Below are 13,059 nucleotides of genomic sequence, written 5' to 3'. Positions count from 1 at the left end.
TGCGGGCGGACTCTGGCATGATGGTGCAGCTTCAGCGCATCAGCGTAGGCGGCTCGTGTCCGCTTGCAGATGCCGACGCGGCGACGCTGCTCGGCGTGCTCGCGCTGGCCTGCCTCGCCGGCGGCGTGTTTGGGGCGGTGGTGTCGCTTTCGCCCCTCGGGGCTGCTATCGGGCTGGTTGCCCCTCCTGTTGCGTTGATGCTGCTCGCAGCGCGTCGGCGCAAAAACGAATCGCGCGAGCTCGAGCAGGCCATGCCCGAGGCGTTCGGGTCGCTTGCCGTTTCGCTCGGGTCGGGCCACTCGCTCCCTCAGGCCATGCGCTACGTGGGCGCGCATTCCCGCGAGCCCATCAAATCGGAGTTCATGCGCGTGTCGTTTGCCATCAGCTGCGGCGTTCCCGCCCACGAGGCGCTCGATGCCATGCTCACGCGCCTACGGGCTCCGGGTCTGGAACTCGTCGTGCTCGCCCTCAAGGTCTCCCAGCGGACCGGCGCGCCGCTCAAGGACCTGCTTGCCGAGGCCGCGGCCATGGTGGGCGAGCGCATCGAGCTGCGCCGCCGGCTGGACGTGAAGACGTCGCAGGCACGCATGTCGGCTCGCATGGTTGCCGCCATGCCCATCGCGTTATCGGTGGCGCTCTCGCTGCTTTCCAGCGATTTTCGTGCGGGGCTGGCTACGGTGACGGGGGCAGCATCGCTCGGCATCGCGTTTGCCCTGAACGCCGTTGCCTGGGTGTTCATCCGCAAGATCATGGATGTGTCGTTGTGAGAGGGCGGTTTTATGGGGTCGGTCGTGCTTGCGGGTTGTTCGGCGGCGTGGTGCGTTTGGCTGATGGCGGGGTTCAGCTCGCGGGATCGCTCGGCGCTCCTGCGGGATGCGCGAAAGCTGTACGGCGGGTTCGAGCAGGTCGTCGGGAGGCTCGCCGGTTCGCGCGGCGGCGGAGAGCCCGTGAGCTTGGGTCAGGTGTCGGAGATGGTCGACGTCATACGCCTCGGCCTTTCTGCGGGCCTTTCGTTCGATGCCGCGCTCGGACTGTATTGCGAGCAGGGGACGGGAAGGCTCGCCGGGCGCATGCTTCAGGCGCGGCTTGGCTGGCAGATGGGTATGGAGGGCCGCGAAGAGAGTCTGATGGCCGCCGCTCGCGATCTGCGCGTGCGCCAGCTCGAGTCGTTCGCCTCCGCGGTCGGTCAGGCTCATGCGCTCGGCGCGCCGCTTTCCGAGACGCTTGCCCATCAGGGCACCGAGATGCGCGCGGCCCACCGCGCCGCCGTCGAGCGCGAGATCGAGCGCGCTCCGGTCAAGATGCTCATCCCCACGGGCACGCTTATCCTGCCCGCGCTGCTTCTATCCATCGTTGGCCCGCTGCTCGCTGCAAGCGGGATGATTTGAAAGGAGTGTTCGCATGAACGCTATCAACCTGCTGTCTGCAAAGCTCTTGGTAGGCATTCGTAAGAGCGCCCAGCAAGCACGATCCCTGCTTCGCGAGGAGTCGGGTCAGGGGACCACCGAGTACGCCATCCTCGTCGGCGTGCTCGTGGTCATCGCCATCCTGGCTATCGTGGCGTTCAGGGGCAAAATCCAAACCCTGTGGGATGAAATCGTAAACGGTTTCGACCAGCTGTGAGCGAGAAGGGCCCGCGTACGAGATGGGTCGCGTACGCGGCGTGCGCGCTGTGCGTTGTCGTGGCCCTGTTCGCCTTGATGTGGGTCGCGGATCAGGACGGCGCGGCCGATCATACGGGCGAGACGGTGCTGGAGCGAGCGGGCGACGCGATGCGCGAGGGCATGCGCTCCCTGGGCTCCGGCACCGTTTCGTCATCGGGCGAAAGCTTCCTCGACGACCTGGAATCCTCATCCTCCGATGCCGAATCCGGTGTTGGCGGAGTGATTTGGGAAGAGGAGGGCGATCTGGTCGACCCCGCCTCCGAGGTGTTGCGATCCTACGCGACCCAATCGACCGCCGTGCTCGAGACGAGCGGATTTCTCGATATCAAGGGAAACGTATGGGGAGCGATCGTTTTGGACACGCGCGGCTGGGTCGACATCATCTACGTGACCACCTCCGACGATGCGAGCGAGACGGTTGTCCGGATCGCGCGCATGACCGGAGGGGAGGGGGAGGAGGAATGACCGGATGCGAACGAGACGGCCTACGATGCGCTTTCGCCGGTCTTGCTCGGCGCCTCTCACGTGCGGTTTCTCGCCTGGCGAGGAGGCCGCGCAGGGAACGTTGGAGTATGCGCTCACGATCATGGCCCTCATGGCCATCGTGGGCGCACTCGCCCTTCTTTGGCGTGCGGGCGAGGACGGAACGCTTTCCGCCCTGGTCGAGCAGGCCGCCTCGCATGGGTTCGAGGGCACGGGAATCCTGGACATCATCCTGTATTGACGTCCTGCGCGAGCGCCGCGCGCAGGCGACCGTCGAGGCGGCGGTGCTGCTGCCGAGCTTCCTCATCCTCATGCTTCTGGCGCTGCAGCCCGTCTGCATCCTGTACACGCGCGGCGTCATGGAGTCTGCAGCCGCCGAGACGGCGCGCCTCATGATCACGAGCGAGGCCGAGAGCAAGGCGTCGCTCAAGGCATTCGCGCTGCGCCGGCTGGCCGCGGTGCCCGACGTGGAGATCTTCCATGCGGGCGGACCTTTGTCATGGGATATCGAGCTCGTGGGCGCTGCGGAGTCGGGAAGCGCTGTCAGCGTGAGCGTTTCCGGAGCGGTGCGGCCCCTGCCGGTGCTCGGGGCGTTCGTGGGCGCGTTCGGAAAGACCAATGCCCATGGTGATGTCGAGCTGAAGGTGGAGGTTGCATATGAGGGAAGACCGAGTTGGCTCGAAGGGGATTACGACTCCTGGGTGTCCACCTGGGAATGAGGTCGATGTCCGCGGCGCGCGTTGGGGTATCGACCTGTTCATTGAAGACGGGGCGTACACCACGCTTGCCGCCGCCGTGACCATCCTTGTGGTTCTCGCGCTCACGTTCACATCCGTCACGGTGGTGTGGAGCATGGCGCGCGCCGGCGACGTACAGGTGAGCGCCGATTCCGCCGCGCTGGCGGGGGCGAACGTGATCTCCTCGTACTACACGGCGGCGACGGTGGTGGACGCCTGCATCGCGAGCTTGGGCTTTGCCGGGCTCATCGTGTCGGGCGCAGGTCTCGTCACGGTGTTCATTCCCGGTGCGCGTTGGAGCGCCCCCAAGATCATCAAGACGGGTACGGATATGCTCAAGGCGCGCAACTCGTTTGCCAAGACGGCGTCGAAGGGCCTTCAGGCGCTCGAGAAGGCCCTGCCGTTTCTGGCGGGCGCGAACGGCATGCGCATCTGTTCGGCGCAGTCGGGCGAGCAGGTTTCCTTTACCGGTGTCGCGCTGCCGATACCTGCGAAGTCGGCCTCGGAGTTCCCGGCGCTCGAAGGCAAGGAGGTGGATACCGACGAGATCGAGGAGGCCCACGAGGATCTCGAGGAGGCTGCCGATGAGCTCGAGGAGGTCCGCGAGAAGACCGCCGAGGCAAAGGAGCGCGCATGGCGTGCCGACTGCGGGCGTGCAGGGCGGAACATGCAGGAGCGCGCTTCGAGCCTTACCGGGCTTTCGGCGGTGGAGAACCCCGACTACACCTCGAGTTTGACCTGGAAGCCGCAGGTCGGCCTCGACCGGGCTCGCGCATACTATCGCTGGCGGTACGAGAACGAGCGCCCCGAGCGCGACGACGCGGAATCCTGTGCCGATTCGGCGGCGCGCAAGGTGTTCTACCGCTACGCCTACGACAGGCTCGTCGCGGCGCATATCGACGACACCGGCGATCGCGTGACCTCGACGGTGCCGCTGCTTCCGCGCAATACCGCCGAGGTCAAGCGCACGACGCTCTACACCGATATGGTATGGCCGTCGACGGTGGAGCCCGAGGGGCTGACGATCCATTACGCCTCGGATTGCCCGGGCGCTACCGGCGACGCTGCGCGCAAGGTGTCGCTCAAAGACGAGGACGTGGGCACGGTGCGCGAGTGCGATGTCTGCAAGTTCAGCGTCGGCGATGTTGGCAGGACGCCCGCCGCCTCGACGTCGATCAACAACGGGTTCGAGTATCACCTGCGCGAGTTCACCCTTGCGCTCAACGATTACGTGGACCGTCGCAACGACGAGATCGCAGCCGAGCGCGAAGCCGAGGGCGAGGCGGAGGATGCAGGCGGTGTGTTCGAGACGGCGCTCAACATGCTCAAGTCAGGAAGGCCCCGTATCGCGCCGCCTGGTCGTTACGGGTGCCTGGCGCTCGCCGTGTCGAGCGATATCTCTACGCCCGAGGAGCTCGAGACCTCCTTTTCCGATGGGGCCGACCTGGGTGTTCGCGGCGCCATTTCGGCAGCGGTGCTCGCGACCGATCGGGCGACGTACGAAAACAACGTGCTCTCGAGTTTCTTTTCGTCGCTCAAGAGCAAATCGTCGGGGGGCGTGGTCGTGCCTCTGCTCGGAAGCGTTCTGGATCTCTGGGGAAAGCTGCTGGTGGGCTACGGAAATCTGGCAGATGGGCTGTCGTCGCTCACGGACGGCATGCTTTCGAGCATGGAGTCGGTAGGCGCCGGGCCCCTCGCCGATCTGCTCGGCGGCATGATCTCGAGTGCCGTCGAGACGCTCGGCTTGGAACCCGTGGACATGAGCCTCCACAAGCCGGTGCTCACGGACACTGCGAACGTGCTCGCGCATGCGAGTGCCGAAGGTCTCGGATCTGCCCAGGAGCTCTTGCGCCGCGTGCCTATAAGCAGCACCGACCCTGCGGACATCATGGAGGCGGTCGGCTATGGACTCGTGGAACGCGTGAGCCAGGCTGAATTCACGATCGCCGAGATTCCGATTCCGTTCGGGGAACCCATTCCGCTCACGATCAAGGTGAGCGATCTTCTCGGCGCGGTCGGCTAGAGGGGAGTGGCCTATGGTGGCACATCTGATGCGCGAAGGGACAGCCCAGGCGACGGTGGAGATGGCAATCGTCGCCCCGGTGCTTATCGTGCTCGCGATCATCGTCTATAACGTGATGGTGTTCACCTCAGCCGTCGCGCGCTTCGACCGGGTGGCGCCCGATATCGTGATCGCGCACGGCGTGTCTCCTGCGGGGGACGGGAAGGAGGGCGCGGCCGATGTCATCGCCGCCCAGCTGCGCGAAGCCATGGAGGGCTACGAGGTCGAGATCGAGGTCGTGTGCGAGCAGGAAGAGGACCCCTCCACGACGATTCTGACGCTTATCGTCAGCCCGCGTACGTATCGCTGCACGATGCGCTATGCGCCGTGGCCGACCGGGATTTCCATCGCAGGCGTTCCGATCGGCGCTCCGCTTGCGCTCACTCACGAGCGCGCGGTTGCCGTCGATCCGTGGCGCCCGGGGGTGATCGTATGAGTCCTGTTCGCGGGGAAAGCGCGGCGTATGCGGCGGCGCTGCAGCAGCTCGGTTGGCTTCCGGCTCGGCTTGCCATAGCATCGAGCTTTCGCGACCGCCTGCTGGGCATCGTCGGGCCTCTGGCGCGTGACGTGTCGGGGCCCGACCCGGTGGCTTTGGCGTTTCCTTCGTGCGAAGCGGTCCATACGTGCTTCATGAGCCAGGCGTTCGACATCGCCTTCATCGATGCTTCGGGATGCGTGCTCGAGGAGCATCGCTCGGTGGGCCCGTGGAGATTCCTGCGCTGCCGAGGGGCGTTTGCCGTGCTAGAGCGCATTGCGGATACCTGAGGGGCGCCTCGCGTCTCCAAGATTTCCAAAAAGAGTGAAAAACATGCTTGACCCCAGTTTTGATTTTGGTATATTTAACGAGCTGTCGTTCGCGACAGGCCTTGTGGCCAGATAGCTCAGTTGGTAGAGCAGAGGACTGAAAATCCTCGTGTCAGGGGTTCGAATCCCTTTCTGGCCACCATTTGATTGATGAGCGTCCGGCGGATTCCGTCGGGCGCTTTTTCATTCTTGAAAGTTTGGGGACAGGCCCCAAACTTTCATTTTCGCTTTGCGAGGTGGTTCGTCATGGCAGAGAGAATCCGCGGCGTCAATCTTTCCGGATGGTTCATCCCTGAGCCCTGGGTCACGCCCTCGCTGTTTGCGGCGACCGGCGCCTCCAACGAGGTCGAGCTCCAGCAGGCGCTCGGCTCGGCGGTGTACAACGAGCGCCTGCGTCAGCACTACGAGACGTTTATCACCGAATTCGACTTCAGCCGTATGTCGGCCATCGGATTCAACTCGGTTCGCCTGCCTGTTCCCTGGTACGTGTTCGGCTCGCAGGGAGACTCGCTCGCCTACATCCCCGTGGTGGACTATGTCGATCGCGCCATCGAGTGGGCGGAGAAGTACCACATGACGGTGCTGCTCGACTTGGCGACGGTGCCGGGCGGCCAAGGCGATTCCAACGAGAGCGCTACGACGCCCGAGTCTGCGGCCGACTGGCATTCCAGCACCAACGGTCGCGCGGTGGCGCTGGATGTGCTCGACAGGCTCGCCGAGCGCTACGGCTCGCGCGAGGGGCTGCTCGGCATCGAGCTGCTCGATTCTCCGATCATGAGCGTCCGTCGGGGTCTCTTCAATATGACCGAGGGCATTCCCAGCCACTACCTGCGCAATTTCTACCGCGATGCCTACGAGCTGATTCGCGCGCATATGGACGACGACAAGCTCGTCGTGTTCTCCGCATCGGGCCATCCCGAGTTGTGGAAGCGCTTCATGAGCGGCGACAAGTACCAAAACGTCTACATGGACCTGCATCTGTACCACTACCGTGACGACCGCGCCATCGACATCACGTCGCCGCAGGGTATCTCGCAGGCCGTGGCTCGCAACCGCTCGCTCATCAAGACGGCTCGCTCCTGCGGGTTCCCCGTGCTTATCGGCGAGTGGTCTGCCGCGGCGGTTCTCTCGAGCTCGACGGTGACGCCCGAGGGTCGCGATGCCTACGAGCGTGTGTTCATCTCGAGCGAGCTCGCAAGCTTTGCCGATGCGGCAGGCTGGTATTTCCAGACGTGGAAGACCGAGAAGCGCATTCCCGCGTGGGACGCGCGCGTGGCGCTCGCCCCGCTCGAGCGCGCGATGATCGACTAGCGCCATGGGAGCCGCCGCGACCGCCGGTCGCCTGTACATCGTGGGAACGCCTATCGGCAACCTCGGCGACCTGACGCCGCGGGCCGCCGAGGCGTTCCGAGCCGCCGACGCCATCTGCTGCGAGGACACGCGGGTTACCGCGAAGTTGCTTGCGCACCTCGAGGTGTCGCGTCCGCTTATCCGCTGCGACGAGAACGTGATCGCCTCGCGTGCAGCCGAGATCGTCGAGCGCGTGCTTTCGGGCGAGACCATCGCGTTCGCGTCGGACGCGGGTATGCCGAGCGTGTCGGATCCGGGGCAGCTGCTCGTCGATGCCGCGCGCGAAGCCGGCGCTCCGGTCGAGGTCATCCCCGGACCGTCTGCGTGCGTGACGGCGCTCGTGTCGAGCGGCATCTCGTGCGATCACTTCTTCTTCGAGGGCTTTTTGCCGCGCAAGCAGGGCGAGCGCGTGCGTCGGCTCCAGGAGCTGGCGGCGGTCCCCGGTGCGCTGCTGTTTTACGAGTCGCCCCATCGCGCCGCAGCGTCGCTCGATGCCATCGCAACGGTGTTTCCGCAGCGTATGGTCGCTTTGTGCCGTGAGCTCACCAAGCTGCATGAGGAGGTCGTGCGCGATGTGGCTCCGCGTCTCGCCGAGCGCATCCGCGAGCGCGAGGAGCTGCGGGGCGAGATCGTGATCGTGGTCGCTCCGCCCGCCGAAGGCGAGCTCGACCGCCTGCGCGCCATGATGGGCGCCGATGCCGCAGAAGATCCCGCGGCAGCGCTCGAGCGCGATATCCGCGATGCGCTCGCTGCGGGCGAGCCCGCCTCCGCCATCGCCAAGCGCCTCTCCCAGCAATACTCCCGCCGCAAGCGCGAGGTCTACGACCTGGTCCTCCGCCTGCAGGGCTGAGCCATGGCCTCATTGGGGACGTAGCCAAAAGGTGCCAAGCTGAGCAAATGGCACCTTTTGGCTACGTCCCCAATGAGGCCATGAGGTCGGTTGCGCTAGAATGGCAGGTTGACTGTGAATCGAAGCATGTTTCAAGGAAAGGTCTGCGCATCATGAGCACAAAGCCCTCCTATTACATCACCACGCCCATCTACTACGTGAACGCCGCCCCGCACCTGGGCACGGCGTACTCCACGATCATGGCCGACGTCCAGGCGCGTTTCCGTCGCTCCATGGGCTATGACGTCAAGTTCCTGACGGGTATGGACGAGCACGGCCAGAAGGTTGCCGAGGCTGCCGAGAAGCACGGCATGACCCCGCAGGAGTGGTGCGATTCCCAGGCGCCGCTGTTCCACGCGCTGTGGGAGGAGCTCGAGATCTCCAACGACGACTTCATCCGTACCACCGAGGAGCGTCAGAAGCATGCGGTCCAGTACCTGTGGGAGCGCATGAAGGAGGCCGGCTACATCTACAAGGGCAGCTACGACGGCTGGTACTGCGTGCCCGATGAGACCTACTTCACCGAGACGCAGGTCGAGAAGGCCGACGAGGCGCGCGGCACCAAGGGCGCGCACCTGTGCCCCGACTGCGACCGTCCGCTCGAGCGCATCCAGGAGGAGAGCTGGTTCTTCAAGCTTTCCGCGTTCCAGGATCGCCTGCTCAAGCTCTATGACGAGCACCCCGATTTCGTGCAGCCGGCGTTCCGCATGAACGAGGTGCGCACCTTCGTCGAGGGCGGCCTGCAGGATCTGTCCGTATCGCGCAACACCTTCGACTGGGGTATCCCGCTGCCGTTCGACGACGGCCACGTGACCTACGTGTGGTTCGACGCCCTGCTTAACTATATGACCGCGGTGGGCTACGGCGTGGATACGCCTGAGGCCCGCGAGGAGCTCGCGTACCGCTGGCCTGCGCAGACCCATATCGTGGGCAAGGACATCATCCGCTTCCACTGCGTGATCTGGCCTGCGATGCTCATGGCCATCGGCGAGGCTCTGCCCGAGCACGTCTTCGCCCACGGTTTCCTGACCGTGCGCAACGAGGAGACCGGCAAGGCCGAGAAGATGTCCAAGTCGCGCGGCAACGCCATCGCCCCGCGCGAGGTCATCGATCTCATGGGCGTCGAGGGCTATCGCTACTACTTCATGACCGACGTGGTGCCCGGCTCCGACGGCGCCATCTCCTTCGGCCGTATGAAGCAGGTCTACAACGCCGATTTGGCCAACAGCTGGGGCAACCTCGTGTCCCGCTCGCTCAACATGAGCGCCAAGTACTTCGATGGCTGCGCGCCCGCCAAGCCCGAGACGCTCGGCGACAACCCGCTGGCGAAGATCGCCGAGGGCCTGGTCGACCGCTATGCGGCCAAGATGGGCGCCTTCGCCTACGGCGAGGCTGCCGGCGAGGTCATGGAGCTCATCCACGCTGCCAACCACTACATCGAGGATTCCGAGCCCTGGACGCTCGCCAAGGACCCGGCGCGCTCCGATGAGCTCGCGAGCGTGATCTACAACCTGCTCGAGGCCATCCGCATCTCCGCGCACCTGCTCGCGCCCTTTATGCCCACCACGAGCGCCGAGGCGCTGCGCCGCATCTCGTGCGCCGATGAGGCCGCGACCGACGACCTCGCTGCCGTTTGCGCATGGGGCGGCCTTGCCGGCGGCCAGCCGGTCGAGAAGGGCGACGCCCTCTTCCCGCGTCTTGTTGACGAGAAGTAAGCGGGTTTTTCTCCATATTTGCGCGACGCCGCATCGGTCCCTGGGGCCGATGCGGCGTTTTTCATGCAAAACCGGGCCGGTTCAAGGCGATTTTGGGATTGTCGTTCCCGTATCGAACAAGCTGGTCGGATAGGGGGCCGAACCCCGTAGGGTCGTGCAGGGGATTCTGGGATTTCCGCGGGTGACGATGAGGTTGCTTTCTATCGTGGGGTAAAGGCCGGTGCGCCGGCATCTTCCGATGGAAAGGCGGTTCTTATGTCTTCGGTATGCACACGTTGCGGAAGCCCCGTGGGGGAAGGACAGGCGTATTGCCAGCACTGTGGGGCGGCCCAGCCGGTCGGCGGACCGTATGGCGCGCACGCGGGAAGGGGAGGAGCGGCAGCTGGTTCCTATGCGGCGGGAGGGGCTGCGTATCCGTCGGGAGGGCCCTCGTATGCGGCGGGCGGCCCGTCGTTCGCGGCGGGCGGATCAAGGAGCGCCTCGGCTTCCTTCGCGGCATCGCTTTCGTCGTTCCAGAGGGCGCTCGATGCGTGGTCGGTACCGGCGCAGCGGGTTGCCGATCGCGTGCTCGGCGTGCACCGTGCTTCCGCCGGCGTCGAGTTGCCGCTCAAGTGGTACACGTTCAACATCATGTTTCTGATGTGGGTCTCCGCGCTGGGCAGCTTTTGGTTCGGCATAACGAGCGTGCTCGGCAGCCAGTACGGGGCGCTCACCGATCTCTACTACGTCTTTATGGACGGCATGCAGATCGTCGACATCATCTTCGGGGCCCTGACGGTGCTGGTCGGCGTGGCGACCGTCTACGTGCGCCAGGAGCTCGCGCATCAGCGGCGCTTCGCACCTTTGCACTTCATGATGCTCTACCTGTTGAGTTTCGTCATATCGACGGTGCACACGCTGGTGCTGACGCTCTCGTTCGGATTCGGCTTGGAGATCCTGGCGCTGTTTCCCGTTGTTGCCGGTGGGGCGATGACGGCGCTGTTCCTCTACCTGAACAAGAAGTACTTCGATAAGCGCGCGCATATCTTCTGCTGCTAACTTGCGGCGGCGCTTGCGGTGATGGGGGCGGTGCGATGGCGATCGCGCCGTCCTTTTCGTGGGTATCCGGCTTTGACCCGCGTCGCGGCAGGGCCCTTTGATCATCTGGCACTACTTGACCGGAACCCTGGCTCTGGCGGTGGCGATCGGCCATTCGGTACCGGATTACCGCTTTTTCGGGCTGCAGGCTGCTGCCGCGCCCTGCGGTTTGCGGCAATGTGGGCCGCTGCGATGGGCTGCGCCTCGCATCCCCCTGCGTTGGCGGTCTGTTCGTCGAGCTTTTGCGAGCGCGCGTGCCGTAGGCGATAATGGCTCCGAGGAATTGACGACATCACAGCAAGCGGAGGCGACATGACCACCTCGCCCTTGGCGAATCCCGGCGCGACGCGCGGGCTGCTCGAAGATTACGGCTTGGCCACCAAGCATCGGCTGGGCCAGAACTTCCTGATCGACAACCATGTGATCGAGAAGATCATGGACCTCGCGGCGCTCGACGGCACGGAGCGCGTGGTCGAGGTCGGACCCGGTATCGGCACGCTTACGCTCGCCCTGCTGCAGGAGGCCGCGCGCGTGGTCTCCATCGAGGCCGACGCCACGCTCGAGCCGGTGCTCGAGACCCATGCGCTGGAGCACGACAACTTTCGCTACATCATGGGCGATGCCCTGAAGGTGGAGCCGTCGGAGGTTGCCGATGCCGCCGGGGGCGAGCCCACGGTGCTCGTGGCGAATCTCCCCTATAACGTTGCCGCGACGATCATCCTGCAGTTCTTCCAGACCATGCCCGCGCTGCAGACGGCCGTCGTCATGGTTCAGAAGGAGGTCGCCGACCGCATCGCGGCGCATCCGGGCACCAAGGTGTACGGCGGCTACACGGCGAAACTCGGCCTGTATGCCAAGGTGGCCGGCCGCTTCGAGGTGCCGCCGCGTTGCTTCATGCCCGCGCCGCACGTGGATTCGGCGGTCGTGCGCCTCGACCGCGTGGAAGTCGAGATGGGCGGCATCGAGCCGGAGGCGATCGCGCGCGTGATCGACGCCGCCTTCGCACAGCGCCGTAAAACCATCCGCAATTCCATGTCGTCGTCCGGGTTCGACAAGACGGCGCTCGATGCGGCCTTCGATGCCTGCGGCATCTCGCCGACGGCGCGCGCCGAGACGCTCGGTGTGGACGAGTTCATCCGTTTGGCGATGGCGCTCGAGGCGCCCGAGAGCGAGGCGTAATGGCAAAGAAGGGGCCTTCCGGCCAGATCGCGCTGGCGCAGGCGGCTGCAGGCGAGCAGGTCTCGCCGATGCTGCGCTTGAGTTTGGCGTGGATGAAGAAGAGCAAGGTGTTCGAACTGCCGACGCTGTGCACGCCGGTGGCCGATACGCATGCGCACCTGATGAGTTTCTGGAAGGTCGATCCGGTGTCGGCGCTCGCGCGCGCTGCCGCCGCGGGCGTGGCGCAGCTGACGACTATCTGGGATCCGCTGGCCGACGCTCGCCACGCTGCATCGGCGGAAGCCTTTCACGAGCTGCTCGTGGGCTGGGTTGCCGAGGCGCGGGACCTGTTTGAGAGCGGGGCCGAAGCGGGAGCGGTGGATTCGGATGTTGCCGCGCCCGAGCTCTTCGACCATGTTCGCTATCTGGCGGGCGTTCACCCGTATGGCGCGCCGAAATACACCGACGAGGTGCATTCCCTTGTTGCCGAGGCGCTCGACGGCCCGCTGTGCATCGGCGTTGGCGAGATTGGCCTCGACTATCACTTCGATGCAGACGACAACATCGAGGCGGCGCCGCATGATATCCAGATTCGCGCGATGTCCCGGCAGCTGGAGCTCGCCTGCGAGCGCAACCTGCCGGTCGAGCTTCACCTGCGCCACGAGGATACCGACGAGGAGCGCTCGTCCCATATGGACGCCTATCGCGTGCTGCGCGAGGTGGGCGTACCCGCGGCGGGCTGCGTGCTCCACTGCTTCGGCGAAGACCGCGCCACGGCGGAGCGCTTTTGCGAGCTGGGCTGCTATATCGCCTATGGCGGTGCGGCGACCTTTTCCCGCAACGACGAGGTGCGCGAGGCCTTTGCCGCCACGCCGCTCGACCGCATCCTGTTCGAGACCGACTGCCCCTACATGGCGCCCGAGCCCATCCGCGGCCTGGAGTGCGAGCCGGCGATGATCTGCCAGACGGTGCAGCTGCTCGCAGCCGACCGCGCTGCACGCACCGGAGAGCGCGCCGAGGACATCCTGCGCGCCGCCTGGGAAAACTCCTGTCGCCTCTTCTCGAGGTGAGACCGAGGCTGGGCATCCTACCCGGACAGTTGTGACGCATTTGAGCCCAT

General features: G+C 65.3%; 15 protein-coding genes and 1 tRNA gene. All 16 read left to right on the top strand.

Features of this window, described 5'->3' with window-relative positions:
- Window positions 1–17: 17 nt before the first annotated feature.
- The 16 genes from H6A16_RS05875 (at window position 18) to H6A16_RS05800 (ending at window position 13,009) form a co-directional block, all read left to right on the top strand.
- Window positions 18–767 (top strand): type II secretion system F family protein, encoded by a 750-nt coding sequence (locus H6A16_RS05875; protein WP_239458234.1) that lies wholly within the window; start codon window positions 18–20, stop codon window positions 765–767.
- Window positions 768–779: 12 nt separating this feature from the next.
- The gene (locus H6A16_RS05870; protein ID WP_204617059.1) at window positions 780–1,388 is read left to right on the top strand and encodes a type II secretion system F family protein; all 609 of its coding nucleotides are present in this window, start codon (window positions 780–782) and stop codon (window positions 1,386–1,388) included.
- A gap of 13 nt (window positions 1,389–1,401) precedes the next feature.
- Window positions 1,402–1,623 (top strand): Flp family type IVb pilin, encoded by a 222-nt coding sequence (locus tag H6A16_RS05865; RefSeq protein ID WP_204617056.1) that lies wholly within the window; start codon window positions 1,402–1,404, stop codon window positions 1,621–1,623.
- On the top strand, window positions 1,620–2,129 hold the full coding sequence (locus tag H6A16_RS05860) for a hypothetical protein (RefSeq protein ID WP_204617054.1): 510 nt from the start codon (window positions 1,620–1,622) through the stop codon (window positions 2,127–2,129). The genes H6A16_RS05865 and H6A16_RS05860 overlap by 4 nt, the downstream gene beginning before the upstream one ends.
- A 100-nt stretch (window positions 2,130–2,229) precedes the next feature.
- The gene (locus H6A16_RS05855; protein ID WP_204617052.1) at window positions 2,230–2,388 is read left to right on the top strand and encodes a hypothetical protein; all 159 of its coding nucleotides are present in this window, start codon (window positions 2,230–2,232) and stop codon (window positions 2,386–2,388) included.
- Window positions 2,345–2,866, top strand: a complete 522-nt coding sequence (locus tag H6A16_RS05850) for a TadE/TadG family type IV pilus assembly protein (RefSeq protein ID WP_204617050.1) — start codon at window positions 2,345–2,347, stop codon at window positions 2,864–2,866. The genes H6A16_RS05855 and H6A16_RS05850 overlap by 44 nt, the downstream gene beginning before the upstream one ends.
- On the top strand, window positions 2,805–4,907 hold the full coding sequence (locus H6A16_RS05845) for a hypothetical protein (protein WP_239458233.1): 2,103 nt from the start codon (window positions 2,805–2,807) through the stop codon (window positions 4,905–4,907). Before H6A16_RS05850 ends, H6A16_RS05845 begins: the two co-directional genes overlap by 62 nt.
- 13 nt (window positions 4,908–4,920) lie before the next feature.
- Window positions 4,921–5,382, top strand: a complete 462-nt coding sequence (locus H6A16_RS05840; RefSeq protein WP_204617047.1) for a hypothetical protein — start codon at window positions 4,921–4,923, stop codon at window positions 5,380–5,382.
- Complete coding sequence (locus tag H6A16_RS05835) at window positions 5,379–5,711, top strand: DUF192 domain-containing protein (RefSeq protein WP_204617046.1); 333 nt, start codon at window positions 5,379–5,381, stop codon at window positions 5,709–5,711. The genes H6A16_RS05840 and H6A16_RS05835 overlap by 4 nt, the downstream gene beginning before the upstream one ends.
- A gap of 105 nt (window positions 5,712–5,816) precedes the next feature.
- Window positions 5,817–5,892: transfer RNA gene (locus H6A16_RS05830), tRNA-Phe, on the top strand.
- A 104-nt stretch (window positions 5,893–5,996) separates the two neighbouring features.
- Entirely contained in the window at window positions 5,997–7,061 is a 1,065-nt protein-coding gene (locus H6A16_RS05825; protein WP_204617044.1) for a glycoside hydrolase family 5 protein, read from the top strand.
- A 4-nt stretch (window positions 7,062–7,065) separates the two neighbouring features.
- Window positions 7,066–7,950 carry a 16S rRNA (cytidine(1402)-2'-O)-methyltransferase gene (gene rsmI, locus H6A16_RS05820; protein ID WP_204617041.1) on the top strand — a complete coding sequence of 295 codons (885 nt, stop codon included), beginning with the start codon at window positions 7,066–7,068 and terminating at the stop codon, window positions 7,948–7,950.
- 152 nt (window positions 7,951–8,102) lie between these two features.
- Window positions 8,103–9,704 carry a methionine--tRNA ligase gene (gene metG, locus H6A16_RS05815; protein ID WP_204617039.1) on the top strand — a complete coding sequence of 534 codons (1,602 nt, stop codon included), beginning with the start codon at window positions 8,103–8,105 and terminating at the stop codon, window positions 9,702–9,704.
- Between the two features lie 255 nt (window positions 9,705–9,959).
- On the top strand, window positions 9,960–10,742 hold the full coding sequence (locus H6A16_RS05810) for a zinc ribbon domain-containing protein (RefSeq protein ID WP_204617037.1): 783 nt from the start codon (window positions 9,960–9,962) through the stop codon (window positions 10,740–10,742).
- 351 nt (window positions 10,743–11,093) lie between these two features.
- Window positions 11,094–11,960 carry a 16S rRNA (adenine(1518)-N(6)/adenine(1519)-N(6))-dimethyltransferase RsmA gene (rsmA, locus tag H6A16_RS05805; RefSeq protein WP_204617035.1) on the top strand — a complete coding sequence of 289 codons (867 nt, stop codon included), beginning with the start codon at window positions 11,094–11,096 and terminating at the stop codon, window positions 11,958–11,960.
- A complete protein-coding gene (locus H6A16_RS05800; protein ID WP_239458232.1) occupies window positions 11,960–13,009 on the top strand; it encodes a TatD family hydrolase in 1,050 nt (349 codons plus the stop codon). Before rsmA ends, H6A16_RS05800 begins: the two co-directional genes overlap by 1 nt.
- Window positions 13,010–13,059 lie beyond the last annotated feature (50 nt).

It is taken from the genome of Collinsella tanakaei (genome assembly GCF_016900375.1).
GTDB lineage: Bacteria > Actinomycetota > Coriobacteriia > Coriobacteriales > Coriobacteriaceae > Collinsella.
This window is presented reverse-complemented; position numbering and strand designations above follow the sequence as displayed.